Origin of the sequence: Devosia sp. ZW T5_3, assembly GCF_044987315.1 — a bacterium.
Taxonomy (GTDB): Bacteria; Pseudomonadota; Alphaproteobacteria; order Rhizobiales; family Devosiaceae; genus Devosia.
Window position 1 is genome coordinate 64403 of sequence record NZ_JBJDRE010000001.1, and the last position, 23869, is coordinate 88271.

Genomic DNA, 23869 nt, shown 5'->3' on the forward strand with positions numbered 1-23869 from the left:
CGTTTAAGCCTGACTACTCGACCCAGAAGTCGCGCCACTCTGGATCGTCGCCAGCTTGCTGGTCTCGCCCTTGCGAAACGTGGTGGCCAGCTCCTCGAGCGCCGCCAAAAGGTCAGCGTCGTCAATTTCGATGTCGCCGAACCCCGCTTTCAAGGCGAGCCGACCCATGCGTTCGGCCTCCTTGGTTTCGGCGGCCTTAAGTTGATCCTGGAGCCTGGCGATTTCTTCGCGGATCTTTGATGATGGCTTCTTCATTTGCAGTTGTCTCGTCGCATGGCTGTGTGCCATGGGACAAAAACAGCTGGTGGCGCGTAGCGCACCCTACCTAATCTGGTAGGTCGGCAGCGCCGACACTTCTTGAAATTATCCCGCCGTTCCGAAGGAATGGTTCCAAGGGCGCAGTAATACGTCGCCAAGGCGACGTCCCCTTGCGGCCCGCTAGCTTGGCCATCCAGACGAACACTGTCGCTTGTTCTTGTCGGGATCAGTTTCGCCGTGGCTATTACCCATTTCACGCCCCAGCTCATTGGGCGCGGCTCAGGCCGCAGCGCTGTGTTGGCTGCCGCATACCGCCATTGCACTCGAATGGAGTATGTGGCCGAGGCGCGGATCGTGGACTATTCCAACAAAGGCGGCATGATCCACGAGGAGTTTATGTTGCCACCCGACGCGCCGGCCTGGATTCGCGATCTGGTCGCAGATCGGTCTGTGGCAGGCGCGGCTGAGGTGTTCTGGAACAAGGTCGAAGCGTTCGAAAAACGCCAGGACGCCCAGTTCGCCAAAGAGTTCATAGTAGCGCTGCCGGTTGAGCTCACGGTTGCTCAGAATATTGCCCTCATGCGGCAGTTCGTGCTCGAGCACGTGTCGGCACGTGGACAGGTGGCCGACTGGGTCTATCATGATGAACCGGGCAATCCGCATGTCCATCTGATGACGAGTTTGCGCCCGCTCAGCGACAACGGATTTGGACCAAAGAAAGTCGCCCTTATCAGTGATGGTGGCGAGGTGGCGCGCAACAAAGCGGGCAAAATAATCTACCAATTGTGGTCGGGCGAGAAGACAGAGTTCCTGGCGCAGCGGCAGGGATGGCTGGACTTGCAGAACCAGCACCTGGCATTGGCGGGCCTCGATATTCGGGTCGACGGGCGTTCCTATGCCACGCGGGAGATTGAGCTGGTACCCACCAGCCGTATCGGCGTCGCGGCCAAAGCTATGCAACGAAAAGCCGACGAGGCGGGCCGCCCGCCGGCGTTGGAGCGGCTAGAGCTGTTCGAAGCCCGGCGAGAGGAGAACGCGCGACGGATACAGCGGCGGCCCGAGATCGTGCTTGAGCTGATTACGTCCGAGAAAAGCCTCTTTGACGAGCGCGACATCGCCAAGGTGCTGCATCGCTATGTCGATGATGCCGGTACCTTCCGGCACCTGATGGCGCGCATTCTGCAGAGCCCGGAGGCGGTCCGGCTGGAGCGGGAAGCCATCGATTTCGCAACTGGCGAAGCCATCCGCGCCAAATACACCACCCGCGAGCTGATCGGTATCGAAGCGGAGATGGCCAAAGGCGCGATGAAACTCGCCAGTACTGGCGGCTTTGGTGCCGGTGCGGATGTGTTGGCCGGCATATTCAAGCGCCATGCGCAGCTCTCGCTCGAACAACGCGTGGCCATTGAGCACGTGGTTTCCAGGGGGCGGATAGCGGCCGTGGTTGGCCGCGCCGGCGCCGGCAAGACGACCATGATGAAAGCGGCACGTGAGGCCTGGGAGAATGCCGGTTACCGCGTTGTCGGCGGCGCTCTGGCCGGCAAAGCAGCCGAAGGTCTTGAAAGGGAAGCAGGTATTACATCGAAGACCCTGTCTTCCTGGGAGATCCGCTGGAACCAGGGGCGGGATCTGCTCGACGACAAGACAGTGCTCGTGCTGGACGAGGCCGGCATGGTTGCCTCCCGTCAGATGGCGACATTCATCGAGGCCGTCTTGAGGGCTGGCGCCAAGCTTGTCCTTGTGGGCGATCCCGAGCAGCTGCAGCCAATCGAAGCCGGTGCCGCCTTTCGGGCCATTGCCGATCGTATCGGTTATGCTGAACTGGAAACCATCTATCGCCAAAAAGAGCATTGGATGCGCCTGGCGTCTCTCGATCTGGCACGGGGCCGGGTCGAGAAGGCACTGTCCGCCTATGCCGACAAGGACAAGCTGTTTGGGTCAGATCTCAAGGCCATGGCCATCGGCCATCTGATTGAGGACTGGAACCGCGACTATGATCCCCAAAAATCCACGCTGATCCTGGCGCATCTGCGACGCGACGTTCGAATGCTGAACGAACTGGCGCGCGCTAAGCTCGTCGAGCGTGGTCTGGTGGCGCCAGGCGAGTCATTCCGGACCGAACATGGCCAGCGTCGCTTTGCGGGTGGCGACCAGATCGTATTTCTCAAAAATGACAGTGGGTTGGGCGTCAAGAACGGCATGATCGGCAAAGTGATCGAGGCGCAGACCGGGCGCCTCGTGGTCGAGATCGGCGCCGGAACGGATATCAAGCGCGTGGCGGTCGAGCAGCGCTTCTACCGCAATCTTGATCATGGTTATGCCACAACGATCCATAAGTCGCAGGGTGCTACTGTCGAGCGGGTCAAGGTCCTGGCAACGCTTTCGCTGGATCGACACCTGACCTATGTGGCGATGACCCGGCACCGCGAAGATGTCGCACTTTATTACGGTCACCGGTCCTTCGGCATTGGCGGCGGCCTAATCCCGATCCTGTCAAAGGAGAATTCCAAACAGACCACGCTCGACTATGAGCACGGCACTCTTTATCGGCAGGCCCTGCGTTTCGCCGAAAGTCGCGGCCTGCATCTCGTCCGGGTCGCCCGCACGCTTGTGTATGATCGCCTCAACTGGGCACTGCGACAGAAAAACCGTCTTGCCGACCTGGGTCAGAAGTTGCGGGCTTTGGGCGTCCGGCTCGTCCATATCCAGGACCAGCAAATTGGCGATGACCGCGTCATCAAAAAGACCGCGCCTATGGTCGCGGGGGTCAGAGTGTTCGCTAACTCGCTCAGCAATGTTGTCGAAGAAAAGCTGCAGGCCGATCCTGCCATAACCAAGCTGTGGAAGGGCGTCTCCAACCGCTTTGGCCAGGTGTTCGCCGATCCCGAAAGCGCCTTCCGAGCCATGAATTTCGACAGCGTGCTGAAGGACAAAGTCACGGCTGTCGAAACGCTCGAACGTCTTGGCCGCGAACCTCAATCCTTCGGGCCATTGCGGGGTCGGATTGGACTCTTGGCCGGCAGGGCCGACCGAGACGATCGGCGGGTGGCCGAGCGCAATGTCCCGGCACTAAAACTGGACGTTGCGCGCTATCTGCGGTTGCGGGAGTTGACGGTCCACAAGATCGAGGCCGAGGAGACTAAGCGTCGGCAGCGCGTGGCGATCGACATCCCCGCGCTTTCGCCCGCAGCTCATATGGTATTGACGAAAGTTCGCGACGCCATCGATCGCAATGATTTGCCAGCGGCACTCGGCTTTGCACTGGCCGACCGCATGACCAAAGCCGAGATCGATGGCTTCAACAAGGCTATTGCAGAACGCTTCGGGGATCGCGCCTTGTTGGCAAATTCGGCTCACGAACCGAACGGTTCGGCATTCGAGAAGGCGGCCCTGGGGCTCAAGCCCGCGGAACGCGAGAAGTTGGCCAGGGCATGGTCCACGATGCGAACGGCCCAGTACCTTGCGGCTCATCAGCGCTCGGTAGAGGCGCTCAAGCAAAGCCAAGCTACCCATTTGTCGCAGCGCCAGCACCCGGTTCTCAAATGAGATCGCGTCGGCGGGCAGGGGGGCTTATTGTTGCCAGTTTCGGGATCCTCGCGATGCTGTTCAGTGCTGGCTATTGGGGCGGCCTGCGGATCAATCTGACACCCAGCTATCCGATTGGCTTGTGGCGTATTGAACCACTCGAGCGGACCGCGGCTGTGGGCGACCTCGTGTTCATTTGCCCGCCCGACGGCGCGCCCTTTGTGCTGGCACTGGAGCGGGGCCATATCCGACCCGGGCTTTGCCCCGGCGGGATGGGACCCCTGATCAAGACCATCATGGCTGTCGGCGAGCAACAGGTCGACATTGCTGGATCGGTGACGATCGATGGCACGCCCCTGGCCCGTTCTGCCGTCCGGGGAGCCGACGCTGAGGGCAGGGCGCTACCCGACTTTGCCGGCGGCACCGTGCCGCCCGGATGGCTCTATCTGCATTCGGATTTTGCCGGCTCATTCGACTCCCGGTATTTTGGGTTCGTGCCGGCGGCTGGCCTGCTCGGGCTGGCACGACCAATGTTCACCTATGGCCCGTGATCTCATGCGCGGGCCCGCTGTCATTGCCGCAGCGGCAATTGTTGGAGTGGCTGCATGGAGCGGTAATGTGCTGGCCTTGCCGCTTGCCATGGTTTTTCCGGCGCTGTGGTCGTTTGCGCCATCAAGGGCAGCCGCCGGCATGGTCGCCGCGGCATATTTTCTTGCGGCTTCGCGTGGTCTGCCGCAGGGCGTGATGAATTTTTATGGTTCCGATGCTCTGCCGGCCATTGGACTGTGGGCCGGTGCATCGCTCGGTTTCGTGCTGGTCCACGCATTGCTCTGGACCTCGCGTCCGGGCTGGGGCAGGACGCTTCGCTACGGTGTGGCAGCTATGGCCATGAGCGGGCCACCTTTTGGAATTGTCGGCTGGGCCCACCCGATCACGGCGGCCGGTATAGTGTTCCCGACGTGGAATTGGCTGGGACTCGGCGCTGCTGCGATCGGCCTACTCGTCATGACAACGAGGTTGTGGCCGATCGCGATCCTGAGTCTTGGAGGCCTCTGGATCTGGTCCGCCGCAATGTGGACACAGCCACTAACGCCTGACGGGTGGGTTGGAGTCGACACCCAGTTTCGCGGTGCAGATGGCCAATATGCCGGTTACCTACAACAGCGTGACACCATTGGCCTCGTGAAGACCGCAGTGAGCAAAGGAGGGGAGGTCGTCATCTTACCCGAAAGCGCGATCGGTATTTGGACACCTACGGTCGAGCGGCTCTGGCGCGAAGCCTTGCAGGACACGGACACAATCGTGAATGCAGGCGCGGTTGTCATTGATGCCGCTGGCTACGATAACGTGATGCTCAGTTTGACGGGGGAGGGGGCGGACATTGTCTATCGGGAAAGAATGCCCGTACCCGTGTCCATGTGGCAGCCTTGGGCGGTCTGGACCGGCGAGACGGGGAGTGCACGGGCGCATTTTTTCGCCAATCCGGTCGTTGAATTCGGCGGTCGCCAAATTGCGCCGCTGATTTGCTACGAGCAGCTCATCATATGGCCAATACTGCAGTCGATGCTGTTTGCGCCCGAGATCATCATTGCCACGGGCAATGGCTGGTGGACCGAGAACACCACCATCGTGTCGATCCAGCAGGCCAGCACGGTCGCCTGGGCCAAGTTGTTCAATGTGCCGGTCGTTTTCGCCTTCAACACCTGAAGATTGGGTAGACCTGCCGTACGCTGGGACCAGTAGGACACGACGGCAATATGCGATGCTGGAGTAGTGATATAGCGCGATGGCTCTCAAGGTTCACCGGTGATTCAGCTGGCCCTCGCGAGGCTGTCTAGTGGTGCGATCAAATTGAGATCTTCCGAATGGGCCTGTTCGGCTCGCACCAGATCGTATGCGGACTGCATGTTCATCCAGAATTGAGCGGTCGTCCCTAGCACGCGCGACAGACGTAGAGCCGTGTCGGGCGTGATCGGCGTTTCCTCCTTCACGATGCGCTCAATCCGCGTACGGGGAACGCTGACACGCTTGGCAAGAGCACCGGCCGATAGATTAAGCGGCACAAGAAACTCTTCACGTAGAATCTCGCCAGGATGGATTGGCGGGTCAAAGGTCAAGGACATAATAGCCCTCCATGGGCTGCGACACGGATGGCCGCTATTCTAGTGGTAGTCGGTGATTTCGATGTCTTCAGCTGCGCCATTTGACCAACGGAAGCAAACGCGCCACTGGTCGTTGATGCGAATGGAATGTTGGCCGGAACGATTTCCTTTCAAGGCCTCCAGTTTATTGCCGGGCGGCATCAGCAAGTCCTGAAGAGCGGCAGCATTGGTGATCATGAAAAGCTTTCGGCGAGCCGCCTGCAGAACGTCAGTAGGGAAGCCCTTCGGCGCCTTGCCGGACGCTACGATCTGCAGCTGGATTCCCTTGAATGACTTTGCCAAGGTCGTGCCCTTCTATTATTTGTATCATGGCACGCTACTGACCAAGGGTCAAGTTTATTGTATCGTGCGACGATACACAGCCAGCGGTCACCGCCGTGGGCCATCTGCGATGGAAATGCTTGTCGCTGCAAGTGCGAACAATTCTCATTCACTGTTCGCATAATGTATCTTATGGAACTGAGGCAACATACTGATATTGCTGTACTATTTTTAACGCGCAGCTAGAGCGGCATGCGGTAGATGTCGCAACACTACCTTTCTGGCACTCTCCAGCATGCTCTGCGTGCGTTTCGCCAAGCATCGGCCAATCGAAATTTTGTGGAGTCCGCGACCCCTCTGCAGCCAGCCCAATGGCCGCTTTCGGTGGGCCTCATTCTACCTCAGGGACCGCGCCATCTCTATTATCTCGTCTCGATTTGCAGTTGGATCTTCCTTGTTCCACGCGATGGACAGGCCGACACTAAAATCGACCCCCTCCACATTTCGGAAAATGACATCGCGATTGGGCAGTTCCTGCATCCACTCGGGCACAAATCCCACCCCAAGGCCTGACGCAACCAATGAGAAAAGCGATAGGGTGTCGTCACAAGTGTATGCAATGCTGCCGAGCAGATCTTGCTCTCGGAACATCTGGTAGAAATAGTCTTCGGTATAAGAGAGGTTCGACCTTGCAAACGCGATGATCTTTTGTGGTCGCAGATCGTCGATCGTGAGTTTGGGCAATCGCGCGAGCGCGGTGTCCTCGGCCATAGCAAGAACATACCGCTCATGGCCAATCCCTAGGCATCGTAGTGAGCCCAGATTTTCCAGGGGCCGGATGAAGCCGACATTCACATTGCCCGCTTCGATTTCACGGATGATCGTTTCACTGGTCCCGGTCCGGACATGGATTTTTACATCAGGAAAGCGCCGGCCGATCTTGGCCAGGAAGGCCGGCAATACTCCAAAAGTGGCGGGATAAATTGTGCCAATCGTGAGCTTTTTCAGGTCTTTCCCTGCAATGGCCTGGGTGACCAAGCGCGAGTTTTCGAGGTCTGCCAATATTCTTCGGCTCCGCTCATAGAAAACGGCGCCCGCTTTGGTCAGTTGAACCCGGCGCGTCGTGCGGATCAGCAGTTGAACACCAAGATCGCGCTCAAGGTTCTGGATTTGTAGGCTCAGCCCTGGCTGAGCGACGTTGAACCGTGCGGCAGCTCGTCCGAAATTCAGTTCTTCGGCAAGGGCAACGAAAAAGGAAAGCTGACGAAGTTCCATTGCGATCTATGGCCCAGCCAGGGACTTATATTCTTCGCAGTATGAAAGTGTGCAATTGATAAATCAACCGTCTACTCGGACATCTCGGCCCTGGGGATGGTGACGTCGGCACTCGTATCGCTGGCCTGCTCGCAGCGTACGGGCCATGGTGGTCCCCATGGTGGAGCCTTCGCTTTAACGGCCAGTGACAAGACCAACCGGACCCAAGCATCCATTGGCGGCATCCAGCTGCCGGCTTGAGGTCAGCGCATAATCAGGGGTTTTCACACAGCCTCGGTTTGTTGCCGACTGGCTGCTTTCACATTGTGCCAGTGCCGAGTCAGAGCTCGAAATAGGCTGACATAACCTCGAAGACTTTGAGTGGTGGGCAATCGAGCAACGTCGCGATCCCCGCGGCGAAAGCGCTAACATATTCGTGCACGCCGAAATTTATCATTGTGTCTTGATTTGTTGTTGTTAGGATTCAGCTACATCGACTGCTTACTGATTGATGGTGCTTCCGGACGATGCAGGCCATTTGCCTGCCATGGAAACGTCCGGCCACCAACGTGCCGGGCTCTCTATGGAGCACCGCCATGTCAGACATGCAGCCACCTCCCCCGTCCCTACCCTGGGGCTCGATCACTGATGCCACAAGCCTGGCAGCCTGTCCGGCCACGGCGGCGAGCACCCTATCCAGTATCTTCGGACCCAGAGCTACGTCCATCGCTGCCTGGTGCGCAATCCATGCTCGTCAAGACAGTGATGAAGCCGGCTATCGGCTGTGGCTAGAGGCTTTCAAACAGCTCAAGGCGTCCGAGTTTAGCGTCCGGTCCTGATAATCATCGGGAACGGATCGGCGGGTGCAAGGCAACGCTATTGATAACGATGCGATATTAATGAGCGAAGCTTAATATTAGAAATCCGATCCGTTCCCCGGCACCTTGTCCAGCGCAAGTTCAAGAGGGGAACACATAATGAAGTCAGCATGTCTGGCAGCAACCGCTGCTATCTTGTCGGGAGCTGTAACAATAGCCCACGGTCAGGAACTGATCGTCAACAGCTATGGCGGCCCGTACGAGCAGATCATCCAAGACGCCATTATCAAGCCGTTCGAGGAGCAATTTGGCGTATCGGTGGTTTATGATGCGGTAGGGTCCTCACAACAGGATTACGCCAAGATCAAAGCCACCAATGGACGTCCCGGTTTCGACGTGGTGGTGATGACCGCGTCCCAGTCGCTTGAAGGCTGCCGCGAAGGCCTGTTGGAGCCGCTGAGCGTCGAGATTGTCCCCAACCTCGTCCATCTTAACGCTGCAATCAGTGCGGTGGCCGGCGAGTGCGGCGCCGTCCATGAGCTCCAATATCTCGCCTTGCTCTATCGCACCGACATGCTTGAGCAAGCGCCCGTGTCCTGGACCGATCTTTTCGACGAGCGCCTGGATAAGCGCATCGTTCTCCCCACCTTCGCCAATATCATGGCGGCCTTTCTCACCCAGCTCATGTCCTCGGTGCATGGGGGTGATATCGACAACAATATCGATCCTGGCTTTGAGGCCATGACCCGTCTCGCTGCTCAATCGATCGGCTTTGAGCAGGCATCCGCCATTCTCGAAAGCTACATTCAGGACGGTCGGGTTTGGGCCATGCCCTTCTGGGATGGACGGGCTCAACTGCTGGTCGATAGTGGCGCGCCGGTTGACTACGTCCTTCCCCAGGAAGGCTCGATACCGCTGATTGCGACCCTCAATGTGCCCGTCGGCGCCGACAATAAGGACCTCGCACTCAAGTTCGTCGACTTCTTCCTTGAAAAGACCAGCCAAGAACGCTGGGTCGAGGGATATAAGGTTGGCTCCGCCCGCACCGATATCGAAGTTAGCGAAGAAGCGCGTGCCCGCAAGATCACCACGCAGGCTGATCTTGATGCGCTCCTGCTTCCCGACCTGACCTCGCTTGCCGCCAACCTCTCGAGTTGGGGTCAACGCTGGGAACGCGAAGTCGTCCCGGCCGCGCGGTAGTGACCATGTCCAGTATCGCGCTCACCGCCGAAAGGGGACGTCCTATCTGGACGTCCCAGGCTCGCCAATACCTTCCCCTCCTGCCTCCGACCTTGTTGCTGCTGGTATTTTTTGCCATTCCGATGGGCATGATGGTCGGGCTCAGTTTCCATCCGCAGGGAGCATCGGCCGCCTCTCTTGCCAACTATGAGCGCTTCTTTACCGACGACTTCACCTTGGCGGGTTTGGGTAGAACAGTCCTCATGTCGGGGCTGGTCGCGATCTGTGTCACGCTCATGGCCTATCCCGTGGCCTATTTCTTGGCGCGGTCTCGTTCGCGTTGGCGGGCGGTCGTCTTTGCGCTGGCCATCGCCCCAGAGCTCGCAGGCGTGGTGTTGCGCACCTATGGCTGGCTGATCATTCTGGAAGATCACGGTTTTATAAACAGTGCGCTGATGTGGCTTGGCCTCATTGCAGAGCCCCTGCCCCTGGCCAAAAACATGTTCGGCGTCGTTGTCGGGCTGACCCATGTGATTTTGCCATTCGGCATCCTCTCTTTGTTGACCAGTCTTCAAGGTGTCGATCCGAACCTGGAAAAGTCGGCCCAGATATTGGGAGCGTCGCGGGTGTCGGTGCTGCGCCATATCGTGGTGCCACTGACCGTCCCAGGCATCGTCAGCTCGATGTTGCTGGCCTTCACCATGTCGGCCAGCGCCTATGCCACGCCCGCAATCCTGGGCGGCGCCGGCTTCAAGGTTCTAGCCACCATGGTCTACGAGCAGGTGCTCTTTTACATCGATTGGTCCTTTGCCGCGGTTATGGCGAACGTACTCCTGGTGATGATGCTGATCATCGCCTTTGTCGGCTCGCGCCTTGAAATGCGCCTGCACAAGAAGCTCCACTTCTAGAACCGGGTGATCCATATGAACCGAATTGTCTCCGGCCTATTCTGGGTCTCCATCGTCCTGGTCATGGCGTTCATCACCCTGCCCCTCATCGTGGTCGTGGCGGCTTCACTCAGCCCCAGTTCTAAGGTGACCCTTGTTCCCTGGGAGTGGACCGTACGCTGGTATGGCGATCTGGTCGCGCGCCGATGGATCGATCCCTTTATTCTAAGCGCCCAAATCGCCGTGCTCGTTTCTTTGATCAGTGGCGCTCTGGGTCTGCTCGCAGCCTATGTGGTCGCCTTTGAAAAGTGCCCCGGTCACGCGACGATCATGTCATTTCTCTTGTCGCCCCTGGCGGTGCCTCAGATCGTCAAAGGCGTGGCGATCGTGCTGTTTCTGTCCTCAGCCGGACTCTATCGGTGGGTCGGCACGCCCGGTCTGGTCGCCGCGCACATCATCCTGACCCTGCCCTTCGCGGTGCGAATGATCGCCACGGCCATGTTCAATTTCGACAAGAACCTGGACCGAGCTGGCCAGAGCCTGGGGGCAACCAAGGCCCAGCGCATCCGTCACCTGCTGCTCCCGATCATCAAGCCGGGCGTTTTTTCGGGCATGACCTTTGCCTTCATCATCTCCTTCAACAACATTCCGCTGTCGGTTTTTCTCGTCCGGCCAGGTGAGACCACCCTTCCCATCACCGTCATCAACTATCTCGAATACAGCCTCGACCCGGTGCTGGCAGCGGTCAATGTCGCCTCCCTGCTCTTCGTGCTGGCGGTGATTTTCGTCTTTGAAAAAATCGGCGGGTTCTCAGCCCAGATCCATGGAGGAAGCAAATGAGCACCAGCGATATCGAGCTGATCAATCTGAGCAAGAATTTTGGCACCAGCCAGATCGTGCGAGAAATCGACCTGGTTGTGCCGCATGGCGAATTCGTCAGCATCCTAGGTCCCTCGGGATGTGGCAAAACCACCACCCTGAACATGATCGCCGGGTTCATCTCCCCCTCGAGCGGGCAGATCAGGATCCGCGGCATCGAACAATCAGGCGTCCCCCCGGAAAAGCGCCAGGTCGGCCTGGTGTTTCAGAACTACGCCCTCTTTCCTCATATGACTGTCGCCCAGAATGTCGGCTTCGGCCTGAAAATGCAGGGCAGGAGCCGCGACGAGATCGCTTCTCAAGTCAAAAACGCCCTGCAAAGCGTCCGTCTTGACGGTTTTGAAGACCGCTACCCAAAAGAGCTGTCAGGCGGCCAGCAGCAACGCACCGCGCTGGCTCGCGCTATCGCCCCACGGCCATCGCTGCTGCTGCTCGATGAGCCGCTCTCCAACCTTGATCTGAAGTTGCGCGAAACCATGCGCATCGAGCTCAAGGATGTCCAACGCGAATTGGGCATCACCTTCGTTTACGTGACCCATGATCAAGAGGAAGCTATGGCCATGTCCGACCGGATCGTGGTCATGCATGAAGGTGTTATCGCTCAGGTTGGATCGCCCTCAGAGCTTTACCGCGCCCCACAGTCGACATTCGTTGCCGATTTTATCGGGAAGTCGAACATCTTTGCGGTGACCCAACTCGCCGATGGTGGCGGCATCCAGCGCGTGCGGATTGCTGAGACCGGCCTTGAGCTATTGGCCAGCTCCCCTGCCCCGGTATCCTCAAGTATCGCGTTTTGCAGCATTCGACCTGAGGCCCTGCGTTGGATCGAAGGGCAGACACCAACTGAGCGCCCAATCAACGTATTGCCGGTCAAGGTCGTCAAGATCGTCAATCTGGGTGCTTATCTCGAGGTTTGGTGCCGGCATCAAAGCAATACGGTTTTCAAGGCGCTCATAAGTGCTGCGCGTGGAGCCCAATTGGCGACTGGCGTTGCCATCGAACTGAACCGTCGAACCCGCCGCTATCAAGTTGCTCGCTCACTAAGCAATTGATAACGAAACAATATCAATGACCGTCGATTGATATTGGACGCAGCGGGCCCCCACATCTATTTTTTAACTGTCGAAATCACCGATCCCAGTGGAGGACAAAGATGCGAACAAAGACCAAGATTACCGCTGTCCAGCATGACAGCAATGTGTGTGCAGACATTCAAGGCTTCGACTTCAACGATTATACTGCAGACGATATCGCAACCGTTCGCGATTTCTGGTTGCAGTATGGCGTCATCCGATTTCGCGATGCCAATATCACTGATCAGCAGCAGGTCGATTTCTCGTCCTACTTCGGCGAGTTCGTCATTCACCCCAAGCAGCTTCAGGAAGGCGGCCATCCCACCCACCCCGAAATCCTGGTCATCAGCAATGCGATGAAAGATGGCAAACCCAGTGGTGCCATGGGCAATAGTGAAGCCACCTGGCACACCGATACCTGGTTCTACGAGAAGCCGCCGGCCGGTGCTATTCTACGGGCGGTGCGGGTGCCCGAAACCGGCGGCGACACCTACTTTCTCTCTACCTATCAGGCCTATGATAGGCTGCCCAACCATCTGCGCGACGCCGTGGTCAAACGGCAGATCTTTTTCCAAAGCGCCTATGACAAAACCGGCAAATTGCGCTTGGGCAAAACCAAGCCGAAATCTGAGGACTTCCGGGAATGGGTTGGCATGGTGCATCCTCTGGTCCGTACGCATGGCGAGACGGGACGTATCGCTCTCTATCTCGGCGGTACGGCAGAGGGCGCCTGGATCGTCGGAATGCCCTTGGACGAGAGCAACGATCTTCTCGCCCAGCTTTGGAAGCACACGACCACGACCGACGATGTGTTCGTGCAGCAATGGCATGCTGGCGACATCATGATGTGGGATAACCGCTGCACGATGCACCGGCGCGACTCTTTCGATCCGAACTCGATCCGGATCATGCATCGCACCACGACCGCCGGCGAGCGGCCAGTCTAAGCGCCAGCCCAGCGGAAATTCAAATGTCAGCACAATACCGGACGGCGCCTCCTCCTGGAGCGCTGGACCAAGACCTCCTCGCTTTGCTTGCGGACATCGAAACCGCCACGATTGGTCATTTCGAGTCTTCCGGTTTCATCACTGGAGGCGTTCGCCCGGTATTTTCCACTCGCGCCATGGGCAGAGCCATCACCGTAGCCGCGCCGGGCCGGGACGGTCGTGTCATCTATATGGCGATCGACATGATCGAGCCGGGGGATGTCCTGGTCATTTCAAGGATCGACCATGACGACCTCGCCTGTGTGGGCGGAGGCGTAACGGCGGCGGCCAAGGCAAAGGGGGCAGCGGCCATCATCGTCGATGGTCCTTGCACAGATCCGGCGGAGATCGTCAGCAACGGTCTCCCCGTTTGGTGTCGCGGCGTTGCTGCCAAGACGACGTCGCGACATACCCAGCTCGGAGGCGAGGTCAATTTCCCGATCTCCTGCGGGGGAACCGTTGTCATGCCAGGCTACTGCGTTCTGGCCGATGACAGTGGCATCTACGTTGCCGATCCCGTTCGCATGCGCGAAGTCGCCGTCCGGGCAAAATCGCGCCAGCAGCGATCGCTAGCGGTACGCCAGCATCTCTTGGCCGGCCAATCCATTTTCGACTTCGATCGTGAGAACAGCCAATGAAACTGGCAATGATCCAGATGAATTCCCAGCCTGATCGCGCTCACAATTTGCGCCAGGCAACCGACCTCATGAAACAGGCGGTTGATGCTTCTCAGCCCGACCTAATTGTCCTGCCAGAACATTTCGACTGGTCAGGCGGCTCCACTCGACAAAAACTTCTCGCAGCCGACAACCTGCCTGGTGGCGAAGCCTATCGCGCAATAGCCGATTTCGCCGCTAGGCACCGCACGTGGGTACACGCGGGAAGCATGCTGGAGCGTGTTGAAGGTGACGACAAGATCTACAACACGACCGTAGTGTTCGACGGCAGCGGCGCTGAGGTAGGGCGCTACCGAAAAATCCATCTCTTTGACATTACGACTCCCTCCGGCCGGATCTATGGGGAATCCGAGACCGTCAGGCCCGGGTCGGGCTTGCTCGTCTACGAGCATTGTGGCCTGCGTATCGGATGCGCCATCTGTTACGATTTGCGCTTTTCAAACCTGTTTTGGGAACTTGCCCGCCGTCACGTTGATGTCGTGATCTTGCCAGCAGCCTTTACAGTGGAGACCGGCCGGGATCATTGGGATGTCCTCTGCCGCTCGCGGGCCATAGAATTCCAGGCATATGTCGTCGCTTGTGGCCAATGGGGTTCCTACCCATCCGCCGACGGAACGCCGCGGAGCTGTTTTGGCAATTCCCTTGTTTGCGACCCCTGGGGAAAGGTGATCACAAGAGCTTCGGATGGCCTCGGGTTCACCTTCACCGATCTAAGGACTGCAGAGATCGAGAGAGTTCGAAATCTTATTCCGATGGCGTCTCATCGCCAGGCGCTTTCCAGCTGTGGCGGCTGTCATCGCGCCGAAGCGTCTCGATTTTCGCCATCCTGACCCCCAACGCTAGCCAAATCTCCTGCGTTCGCAAAAGCGTCGATTCGTTGCAGACGACAGATGATTGGAAATATTTCGCAATTTCTGACCGCGCAAAAAACCGAACAGCGGGTGAAATAGCAACCATCACCGTCTCCCTCGATTTGCCCAAAGCTTGGCTTTTTCAACCGGCCGATCAATGCGTCCCTCGATAGATGGGAGCCTGCGAGGAGCCCAGCCTTGGACAGCGATCGATCTACCTTTCCGCCGCTATTGATATCCTCCGATGATCTCGTGCAAGCTGGCATCGAGCTTGACCCAAGGGTACTTCACGATCGGGCTACCAGATGTGGAGGGACCTTCGCGGCGGCCTGAGCATGGGCAAGAAGTCGGTTCTTCTTTCGCCGAAGCCGAGCTATGGGCTCAGCCAGCTATGCCACGCGCCGCGATCAATCGGGCGGGTTGCGACTTCGTCGAGCACCGAGCCCTCGCCATCTACGCAGTGGCGTCCGTCGGGACCGGCAAGGTTTGCGTTGGCGCCCCAGTGACCTCGAGATTGTTGCTAGATGAGCCCATGCGATGTCGCGATGCCAACGGCATGCTGGATGTTCATCGCACCCAACTTGCGCCGAATGCTGCGCAAGTGGAACTGAACAGAATCGTATTTGAGGTCCAGAATTGATGCGATCTCGTTGGCTGGAAAACCGTGCCGCACCCAGATTAGGACACGGCATTCACTAGGAGTGAGACGATAATCCGGACCATGGAGCAGATGCCGCAATCGTCCGCGGACATGTCCGTGCAAGCAATTCGCGGCGTCCCGCAAGAAGGAGAGTTCTCGATCACCAAGCTTGCCCGCGGCGCCAAATGGAGACGCCAAAGTCAGCATCACATTGTGCCTGTAGCCGGCGGGAATGGGTATCGTCACGCCAGCAGCGATACCGCCTTCGGCCGCCTCTTCCATGAATGCCACCTGCCTTTGGGACATAGGCAGGGGCACAGTATTCTGGTCCCAATTGAAGGGCTTGCGAATGGCCTGAGCTGATTTCACCACCGGATCCAGCACCACCAGCTCGCGGGTGAGATAGACATCCTGCCAGTCCTTGGGATAGTTCGACAGACCGCGAATGTCGCTGCCATAGCAGTCAATATAACAAAAATGGTCGAAACCGAGATCGCCGGCGAGTGCCTTCAATGCAGCAGATAAATCAGACTGTTTCTGCACAATTTCCAAACGCTCAAGGAACTCAATCAACCAATCAGGTTCCATTCTCATTATTGGGCGCCCTCCCCTAAGTCGCTATCAATGATCACGAATTTCATTCTAGATTTTTTGGCGATCAAGTTTGCCTTGTAAAGAAACGCCTTCCCAAAAACTCCATAGGGGCGGTCAAAATCTGGTTATCGCTGCTGTACGACCAGCAGTCCGCTTGGGCGCTAGAATGCTCTGGGGAACACCATGTCCTGATCAACCAAGACATTGAAAATATATCCAGGTCGGATCTCGACCGTGGGTTGAACATCCATGTTCTTGCCGATCGTGCGGTCGGCGACGCGGCTGAATGTTTCGGCAAAGGAGCGCCTTGCCGCATCGGTTCCGCTATTGTTGGACAAGCTGCCGTCTTGAGGGAGCGCCATGTCTATACCCCCGCCAATTGCGGCGATAAGGATGGCCGAGCCGAAAACCTCGAAATAGTGGTTGTCCACCTGATCCACGAACCCGCCATAGCCTTGCGCGTCCGTGCCCGCCATCCCACCGATCTGCAGCGTGGCGCCGTTGGGAAAGACGATATCGGTCCAGATCACAAGAGCCCGCTGCTGACCGAACGTGACCTTGGAATCGTAACGTCCAAACAGCCGGGAGCCCTGCGGAATTAGCAGGTGATGTCCGGTTGCGCTGTCAAAGACGTTCTGCCCGACCTGGGCAATGACACGGCCAGGCAGGTCGGAATTGATCCCGGTAATGAGCGTCGCCGGAATGATCGAGCCGCGCTTGAGCTCATACGGCGACACCGCATCAACCACCCCGTTGGGCAGATAACCCAAATCCTGCAGGTCTTGGTTGAAAAAGCTCTCCTTGGCCGTTTGACCGTTTGGGTCAGTGCTCAGGCCGTTACTACCCAAGGCGGCCGCATAGAGGCTCGGGAGGTCCGGTCGCATGCCACCGGCGACCTGAGTGGGTGACTGGGCGCTTTGTTGAACGGTCAGCCGCTCGACATCCACTGCGATCGGTGAATCGAGCGCCGCCTGGTCGGCCTGCAGACTCAACATATGCTGACGGTGCAGCTCGCGTAGATATTGCTCCTCCTGCTCGCGTTGCAGCCGGGCGCGCCAGTCCTCTGGAGCGCTAGTGACTGGCACTTCGGCTGGAACCGTTGTTGGTGCCGGCTGGAATGGGTTGGCTGCGGCTGGCGTAGGTGGTGGCTGCACGGTTGGGATAGCCGGCTCAATTGGCGGGTCGATTATTCCATCGGGAACGCCATCCTTGAGGCGATCGCCAAAGCTGCGCGCCGGTGTCCCGCTTGATTGGTCTAGGCCCTGCCCTTCCCGCCCGTAGAACCCTCGTGCCAAAAGACCATAGACAATCACGACCACAAAGATGACAGCCAGCGTAATCGCAACAAAGACAGGCAGGCGATTGAGCCGCCTGACCTTGAGTGTGTTGGTGTCGCGCGGCTCGGGCGTGATATCGAGCGAAGCCATTGTTCCCTCTGCCCTATGAGCGCAACATGACCGATAACGGGCTCGACGGCTCCGCACCCATTGCAGTCAGCGCATAGGCACGTCCCAGATCAACGGCGGGCGTAGACAGTCGCGCCAGAACGGAGCCATCAAGCGTATCCAGAATATAGGTAAGCGGGATCGCGTCGGCGATCTCGCTTTTGTCGTCAGCGATAACCGCATAGCCCCATTTGCGCAGCGCGGTATCGAGTGCGACAGCGAAAGCGGAGTGGTCCGGCCGCAGGGTGATGGTACCGGTGCCGGCTCCCACGACTTCGGCCAAACGGCCGACCAGATCTTCAGCAATCACGCCGGCCGCGGGCGCCGGAACCTGGGCCGCATCCGTGCTCACCAAAGCAGCGGTGCGACCGGCGCTAAATGTAGTGCATCCCGCGAGCACAATGGCCAAAAAGATCGCACTGGCCGCGCGCAATGGAGTGGACAGGCCAAGCATAATCAGCCCCTCCGCCTAATTGTTATCTTTTGCTGCTGCCTGCCGACGCCGGACACGAGCACGGCATGGTCGATGAGGTAGTCGACCACCATCATTGTGTCGTTCAGCCGATAATTGACGATGCGGTTCTGCCCGCCCGAGATAACGAACAGCACGGGCGCATCCCCGCCCGAAAGGGCATTCGGAAATTGGATATAGGTCTTGGCGCCATCGGTGTAGATGCGGGTCGGTTTCCAGCGCGCCGATCCCTCAAGGCGGAAACCGAAATCCAGGTTCTCCGCCGGAACCCCTGCCCCGGCAATGGTGTTGGCCTGCATACGCGCATTGATTTCATCCAGCCGCAGCGCCACGTCTTCCTGATACTCGAAGCCAACCCTCGCCATATAGCTGGAGGGATGGGATTTGAGTTTGATGTGGTAGGTGCGCCGCGAGGTGGTCACCACCATGGACGTGTCGAGGCCGCTTTCAGATGGCTTGACGATGAGATGGACGGACTGACCTGCTGCCGAGCCAGAGGTGGCCGGTTCGACCTTCCACCTTACGGTGTCACCCACCAGCACATCGCGCACGACTTCGCCGGCCTGCAACTCGATGTCGCAAACCTGCAAAGGCGAACAGATCACGGTCGGCTGAACCTCGCCATAAAGGAAGATGACTTTTCCATCGGGTCCTCGGGAAACAATGCCTTCTGCCTGTTGCCACTGGCCGGAGAGGCTGGTGGCGCGGTGCTCCTTGCCGGAGAGGTCCTCAGCCATCGTCCCAACTGCTGGGAAGATCGTCCCGGCAATCGCGGCGAACCAAACAAGGACCTGCATGCAAGCGGACTTTTTCTGCATGGCGATTATGAACCTCACAATTGGGCCGTCCAATCGAAGTCTCGGATATAGAGGCCAATGGGGTTGAGCTGGATGATGGCCTCATCCTGCGGCGGGGTCAGAGCGACCGTGGCGATGCCGCGGAACCGTCGTGTGGCCAGCTGCTTGCCCTGGCGGTCTCGTTCATATTCAGTCCAGTCGATCTGATAGGACTGGGCTGATAGGGCGACTACATTGTTGACTTCGATCGATACCGTCGCCGTGCGGGCCCGTTCGAAGGGATTGGCGCTGCGGAACCAGGCATTGATCTTCTCGGTCGCTGGATCAGTGGTTCGCAGCAGCGCATAAGTGCGGTCGATATATCGTTTTTGTACTATGGCGTCCGGAGTGATGGATTTTAGGTCCGCGACGAACCCGCCCAGCACGGCCCGGACAACACGAGGGTCCGCATATTCGATCTGTTCGGGAAAGCCCGCCAAGGCCGGCGCGCCCAGTTTATCGACCTCGACGATATAGGGCACCAGTTTAACCTGAGTGCTTTGATACAGGGCATATCCAAATCCAATCATGGCAAGTGCCAAAGAGATAACGGCAACAGCCCGCCAGCCATTGGCGGCGCGGACGAACCCGCCATAACGCTCGTTCCATTCAAGACGTGCGGCCAGATAAGGATTGTCGGGGGGATTCGAAGGTGACATGGACAAAGCTCCCTACGGCTTTTCGGGTTTGCCGAAAGACGCAGAGGGCTTAGGGGCACTGGCCGAGCGAGCTCCTTGTCCTTGGCTGGCGGCCAGTTTGGCGTTGGCCAGGCCCATAGTGCTGGTACCGAAACTACCCGGCCCGCCGATCGCCTGATCCTTGACCGCAGAGGCCGTTGCCGCGAGGCCGCGCATGGCAGTTGACGCCATCGCAGTAGAACCGGCCGCCGCTGCTCCCGTAAACCCACCGCGCTCGAATGCGCCAGCAGCAGCTCGTCCCCCTGCCCCGAACGTGGTCGCGGCCATCGCTGCAACACCGGCACCAAATTGGGCGCTTGTGAAGGCAGGCCGTAGCGTCTCGCCGCCATTGGTCACCGAGACACCCTGGATCACGCCCTGAATGATTGCCGGCACATAGATCGAGATCATGAAGACAACGACGGCAATCCCCGCGATGGCAAGCGAAGTCATAAATTTGTCGTCACTCGAGCTGGCACCGGCCATGTCGATCAGAACTTCCGAGCCGATGCGGGCGATCATGACGAGGGCCATTAGCTTCATGCCAACGCTAAAGGCGTAGATCAGGTAGCGGACGGCAAAATCCTTGGTGAAACTAGATCCACCGAACCCAAGCATGATCATACCGGCCAGCAAGCCGACATACATCTCGATCATCACTGCAACGAAGATCGCTGCGACCAGAGCGAAACAGATCACGACCACGATCATGGCAAAGACCGCTGCGATCGCGAGCGCGTTGTCTTCGAAAAGGCCGAACCGGACATCCTGGGACATCTGCCCTGCTACGTGCATGCCGGCATTGAATACGTCTGCCGGAGACGCGGAACCGCCTCCTGCTCCGATTTGAAAGAGGCTATCGACGACCGCCTGAGCAAAGGCCGGACCTTGCTCCAGCACAAAGACAAAAAAGCCGATGAACAGAATGCGCCGGACCAGTTCGCCAAACCAATTGTCGAGCGACGCCCCCTGAATAGCCAGCCACACTGCTGCGACACCGACTTCGATGCCTGCTAGTATCCAGAATAGACTTCTGGCCGCCTCCATGATGGTGGTCTGCCACCCGTTCGCGGCCGCGTGGGCGGCGTTATCCAAGTTGGTGAGTACGTTGCCGGCTTGAGCTGCAACCGGCTCCACCACCACGGTCGCCGCTAAGATGGCTAACGGCAAGGCCCGGATGAGCGGGTTCAAAACCGCGGCTCCATTTGTTGGCCGCCGGATGTGGGATAATTGGTGGAGTTGCCAAAGAACTCTTCGCGGCGCGACTGCGCCAAATCCTTGGCCGCCTGCTCAGACTGGTACCAGGTCCCCATCATAGTCATTTGCTGGGACACGAGGCCCCGCAGTTTCTGGATTTGCGCCACCTGTTGGGCCGCAATTTGATGCCCCACCTGCAGAGCCTGCATCTGCCCCACCGAGGTTTGCGACATGCTCCGCAACTGGGTCATGCTCGCTTCCTCGGATGTGAACTGCTCTGCCGTCAGGTTCGCTGCCTTGAGCGTTCCGGTGATGGTGTCGCGATTGGTATCCGACCAGACCTGGTAGGCAGCCGAAAAGTTCTCCGCGCGGAGTGGTTGGGCGAGGAAGTCAGAATAGCTCTGAAAGCGTTGTTTGAGCACGTCATCGATATTGCCCATGGAAAAGGCGATGCTCTGCCCCTCGCCAACAATGCTCCGTAGCCGATTGAGATCATTCTCGACCCGCCCCCACACGTGATCTGGCAGTGTCAGAGTATTCTGCATCATGTTCTCGTAAATCCGGAGCTGGTTCTGGATCTGCTCGATCTGGTGGGCGATCTGGGTGATCTGATTGTCGATTTGGACTCCGGACTGCCCCACCAGCCCCACCAACTCGGCATTGTTGAGGATCTGGGTGAACTCCGTCGCGCCAACAAGTTGTCCAGCGGCCGATGCCGGAATGGGAGACGCTGCGATCAAGAACGCGGCCGTCGTCTCAAGCAAACGGTATTGGCGCATGCGGCACTCCTCTTTCGGCGAGCCAATGGGCGGGCCAGAGCGTGCCGAATTGCTGGTGAAGCTCGATTATGCGTGCCAGCTCGTCCCTGCCACTGACCCCGACAAAGCTCAGTGTTGCCGGACCCAGCGCCATATCGAAGAGCCGCCGGCCTTCGGGCGAGACGACATAGTATTCCCGCTTAGGTATGGCCGTGGCAACGATCTCGATCTGCCGGTCATTGAACCCGATGCGTTCGTAGAACTCGCGCGTTCCGGGCTCCCGCGCCGCGCCATTTGGCAGACAGATTTTTGTAGGGCAGGATTCCTTGAGGACGTCGACAATACCCGAATTCTCGGCGTCCGAAATCGATTGAGTCGCCAGCACGACCGCGCAATTGGCCTTGCGCAGCACCTTAAGCCACTCGCGGATCTTGTCGCGAAAGACCGGATGACCGAGCATCAGCCAGGCTTCATCAAGAATGATCAGGCTTGGTGCGCCGGTTAACCGCTTCTCGATACGCCGGAACAAGTAAAGCAGCACCGGCACCAGATTACGCTCACCCAAATTCATCAGTTCTTCGATCTCGAAGGTCTGAAAACTGGACAGCGTCAGTTCATCGCGTTCCGCGTCGAGCAAATGCCCCATCGGGCCATCAACGGTATAGTGGTGCAGCGCGTCCTTGATTTCGCGCAATTGTACACCCGAGACGAAATCGGAGAGCGAACGCCGTTCTGAACTGGCCATCAATCCCAACTGCCGGGAAATGGCATTCCGATGTTCTGGCGTCGCCCGGACGCCTTGAAGGATGATTAGAGTTTCGAGCCAGTCGGCAGCCCAGGCGCGATCGCTGTCGGACCTCAGCTCGCCCAAAGGGCAAAACGCCAAGGACTCCCCTGCCCCGACATCGTAGTGATTGCCATCAACGCCCAGCGTGAGCGGCAGCATCGACTTGCCCTTGTCGAAGGCAAACAGCTGAGCGTTCTGGTAGCGGCGAAATTGTGCGGCGATCAATGCCAACAATGTCGATTTGCCCGAGCCGGTGGGTCCAAAGATCAACGTGTGGCCGACATCACCAGAATGCAGGTTAAGTCGAAACGGCGTCGACCCACTGGCCACCTGCATCAAGGGAGGCGCATGTTCGGGATAAAATGGGCAAGGGCAGACGCGGCTTCCCGACCAAACGGCGTTGAGTGGGATGAGATCGGCCAGATTGCGGGTATTGAGCAGGGGTTCGCGAACGTTAGCGTACCAATTGCCTGGCAAGCTCCCCAGATACGCTTCGGTTGCATTCAGCGTTTCAATGCGGGCGCCAAAGCCCTCCGCCTGAATAAGCGGCCGAACGCCCTCGGCCTGCTCGCGTAGTTTTTTGTCATCATCGCCGAATAGGACAATGACCGGGGTGTAGTAGCCATAGGCGACCAGCTGCGAATTTGCCTCGGCAATGGCATCTTCGGCTTCGCTAACCATTAGAACGGCGTCCTGGTCAACGGCACCGGATCTGGTCTGGAATAACTGGTCCATGAAGGGCCGCACTTTCTGCAGCCACTTTTTGCGCGTGCGCTCGAGTTTCTGCCGTGCCTCGATCGGATCGAGGAATATGAACCGGCTCGACCAGCGATAGCTTAGCGGCATCAAATCAAGCGCGTTAAGGATCCCTGGCCAACTCTCGCCAGGGAAGCCGTCAATGGCGACCACAGCAAGATACCGGTTGTCGACCACTGGGGAGAGGCCGTGATGAAACTCGGCCGTGACCAGGAAATCGAGATACATCGGGACATCCGGTAGCCGGACTGGATGATTTTCTCCGACAACGCAGAAACGAACGAACTGCAGCAATTCGTCATAATGGGCATTCCGGGTGCCACCGCGTTCGAGCGTTCTGTGGGTGAGCATGCGTCGGATTGAGACTACATTGGCCATATACTGCTCAAATTCGCGGATCGCCGTCTTGAAGGCGGCAAGCGTCGTGTCGCCGAACCGCTCCGCCCGCGAGTCTCTGTCCGAATAGACATAGCGCGTCAGGCCCGATTGCCGGGGTTGTGGCGGTCGATAGCTGAGGATGATCGCGTGCTGGCTCTCAAAATGCCCATTGGCCGCCTCAAAATGCTTGCGGCGTTCATCATCGATTAAGGCGCTGACCTGGTCTGGGAAGTGCGACTGCTCGGCGGCCGGATAGCTGGTGATGGGCAGCCGCACAGCTTCGACCTGGATCATCCAACCGCTGCCCAATCGGGCGAGTATGGCGCTGATCTGTCGCGATACCTCATTGCGCTCGATGTCGGTTGCACTTTCGCTGTCCGGACCGGCAAAGTACCAGCCGGCCATCAGCGAGCCGTCCTTGAGCAGAAGCACACCATTGTCCACCAGCCCGGCATAGGGCAGCAGGTCCGAAAAACCCGGTCCCGTTCGACGAAACTGCTTAAGCGCAACCATGCTCGA

At 58.4% G+C, this 23869-nt stretch carries 22 protein-coding genes; 10 read left to right on the top strand and 12 right to left on the bottom strand.

The annotated features are described in order from the left end of the window. Positions 1-3 precede the first annotated feature (3 nt). Positions 4-255 (bottom strand): conjugal transfer protein TraC, encoded by a 252-nt coding sequence (gene traC, locus ACI3KW_RS00280; protein WP_404846412.1) that lies wholly within the window; start codon positions 253-255, stop codon positions 4-6. Positions 256-495: 240 nt separating this feature from the next. Here traC and traA point away from each other — a divergent pair, with 240 nt between their 5' ends. The 3 genes from traA to ACI3KW_RS00295 are packed head-to-tail and all read left to right on the top strand — an operon-like array spanning position 496 to position 5490. Further along, complete coding sequence (traA, locus tag ACI3KW_RS00285) at positions 496-3804, top strand: Ti-type conjugative transfer relaxase TraA (protein WP_262165423.1); 3309 nt, start codon at positions 496-498, stop codon at positions 3802-3804. A gap of 53 nt (positions 3805-3857) precedes the next feature. Next, on the top strand, positions 3858-4334 hold the full coding sequence (gene traF, locus ACI3KW_RS00290; protein ID WP_262165424.1) for a conjugative transfer signal peptidase TraF: 477 nt from the start codon (positions 3858-3860) through the stop codon (positions 4332-4334). Next, positions 4324-5490, top strand: coding sequence for a conjugal transfer protein TraB (locus ACI3KW_RS00295; RefSeq protein WP_404846413.1), 1167 nt, complete (start codon positions 4324-4326; stop codon positions 5488-5490). Before traF ends, ACI3KW_RS00295 begins: the two co-directional genes overlap by 11 nt. Before the next feature lie 104 nt (positions 5491-5594). Here the strand turns inward: ACI3KW_RS00295 and ACI3KW_RS00300 are convergent, their stop codons facing one another. The 3 genes from ACI3KW_RS00300 to ACI3KW_RS00310 form a co-directional block, all read right to left on the bottom strand. Beyond that, positions 5595-5906: a HigA family addiction module antitoxin gene (locus ACI3KW_RS00300; protein ID WP_262165428.1), complete on the bottom strand. Its 312-nt coding sequence runs from the start codon at positions 5904-5906 to the stop codon at positions 5595-5597. Positions 5907-5945: 39 nt separating this feature from the next. Then, positions 5946-6227 (bottom strand): type II toxin-antitoxin system RelE/ParE family toxin, encoded by a 282-nt coding sequence (locus ACI3KW_RS00305; RefSeq protein WP_262165429.1) that lies wholly within the window; start codon positions 6225-6227, stop codon positions 5946-5948. A gap of 375 nt (positions 6228-6602) precedes the next feature. Further along, a complete protein-coding gene (locus ACI3KW_RS00310; protein WP_113119780.1) occupies positions 6603-7481 on the bottom strand; it encodes a LysR family transcriptional regulator in 879 nt (292 codons plus the stop codon). 956 nt (positions 7482-8437) lie between these two features. Between ACI3KW_RS00310 and ACI3KW_RS00315 the strand changes: the two genes are divergently transcribed. From ACI3KW_RS00315 to ACI3KW_RS00345, 7 genes are all read left to right on the top strand, one after another. Beyond that, positions 8438-9478 (top strand): ABC transporter substrate-binding protein, encoded by a 1041-nt coding sequence (locus ACI3KW_RS00315; protein WP_404846414.1) that lies wholly within the window; start codon positions 8438-8440, stop codon positions 9476-9478. A gap of 5 nt (positions 9479-9483) precedes the next feature. After that, positions 9484-10365, top strand: a complete 882-nt coding sequence (locus ACI3KW_RS00320) for an ABC transporter permease (RefSeq protein ID WP_113119782.1) — start codon at positions 9484-9486, stop codon at positions 10363-10365. Between the two features lie 15 nt (positions 10366-10380). Then, positions 10381-11184 (top strand): ABC transporter permease, encoded by an 804-nt coding sequence (locus ACI3KW_RS00325; protein ID WP_404846415.1) that lies wholly within the window; start codon positions 10381-10383, stop codon positions 11182-11184. After that, positions 11181-12275, top strand: coding sequence for an ABC transporter ATP-binding protein (locus tag ACI3KW_RS00330; RefSeq protein ID WP_404846416.1), 1095 nt, complete (start codon positions 11181-11183; stop codon positions 12273-12275). The genes ACI3KW_RS00325 and ACI3KW_RS00330 overlap by 4 nt, the downstream gene beginning before the upstream one ends. A 101-nt stretch (positions 12276-12376) precedes the next feature. Further along, positions 12377-13243, top strand: coding sequence for a TauD/TfdA dioxygenase family protein (locus ACI3KW_RS00335; protein ID WP_404846417.1), 867 nt, complete (start codon positions 12377-12379; stop codon positions 13241-13243). A gap of 23 nt (positions 13244-13266) precedes the next feature. Continuing rightward, complete coding sequence (locus ACI3KW_RS00340; protein WP_113119785.1) at positions 13267-13920, top strand: RraA family protein; 654 nt, start codon at positions 13267-13269, stop codon at positions 13918-13920. Beyond that, the gene (locus tag ACI3KW_RS00345; protein WP_404846418.1) at positions 13917-14789 is read left to right on the top strand and encodes a carbon-nitrogen hydrolase family protein; all 873 of its coding nucleotides are present in this window, start codon (positions 13917-13919) and stop codon (positions 14787-14789) included. The genes ACI3KW_RS00340 and ACI3KW_RS00345 overlap by 4 nt, the downstream gene beginning before the upstream one ends. 541 nt (positions 14790-15330) lie before the next feature. Here the strand turns inward: ACI3KW_RS00345 and ACI3KW_RS00350 are convergent. The 8 genes from ACI3KW_RS00350 to ACI3KW_RS00385 form a co-directional block, all read right to left on the bottom strand. Then, on the bottom strand, positions 15331-16023 hold the full coding sequence (locus tag ACI3KW_RS00350; RefSeq protein WP_162740022.1) for an autoinducer binding domain-containing protein: 693 nt from the start codon (positions 16021-16023) through the stop codon (positions 15331-15333). A gap of 182 nt (positions 16024-16205) precedes the next feature. Then, positions 16206-17471, bottom strand: a complete 1266-nt coding sequence (gene trbI / locus ACI3KW_RS00355) for an IncP-type conjugal transfer protein TrbI (RefSeq protein WP_404846419.1) — start codon at positions 17469-17471, stop codon at positions 16206-16208. A gap of 13 nt (positions 17472-17484) precedes the next feature. Continuing rightward, positions 17485-17943, bottom strand: coding sequence for a conjugal transfer protein TrbH (gene trbH, locus ACI3KW_RS00360; protein ID WP_404846420.1), 459 nt, complete (start codon positions 17941-17943; stop codon positions 17485-17487). A gap of 2 nt (positions 17944-17945) precedes the next feature. Then, on the bottom strand, positions 17946-18779 hold the full coding sequence (trbG, locus tag ACI3KW_RS00365; RefSeq protein WP_404846421.1) for a P-type conjugative transfer protein TrbG: 834 nt from the start codon (positions 18777-18779) through the stop codon (positions 17946-17948). Positions 18780-18793: 14 nt separating this feature from the next. Continuing rightward, entirely contained in the window at positions 18794-19456 is a 663-nt protein-coding gene (gene trbF / locus ACI3KW_RS00370; RefSeq protein ID WP_404846422.1) for a conjugal transfer protein TrbF, read from the bottom strand. Between the two features lie 12 nt (positions 19457-19468). Continuing rightward, positions 19469-20665, bottom strand: coding sequence for a P-type conjugative transfer protein TrbL (gene trbL, locus ACI3KW_RS00375; RefSeq protein WP_404846423.1), 1197 nt, complete (start codon positions 20663-20665; stop codon positions 19469-19471). Further along, complete coding sequence (gene trbJ / locus ACI3KW_RS00380; protein ID WP_404846424.1) at positions 20662-21450, bottom strand: P-type conjugative transfer protein TrbJ; 789 nt, start codon at positions 21448-21450, stop codon at positions 20662-20664. The genes trbL and trbJ overlap by 4 nt, the downstream gene beginning before the upstream one ends. After that, positions 21428-23863: a conjugal transfer protein TrbE gene (locus tag ACI3KW_RS00385; RefSeq protein WP_404846425.1), complete on the bottom strand. Its 2436-nt coding sequence runs from the start codon at positions 23861-23863 to the stop codon at positions 21428-21430. The genes trbJ and ACI3KW_RS00385 overlap by 23 nt, the downstream gene beginning before the upstream one ends. Positions 23864-23869 lie beyond the last annotated feature (6 nt).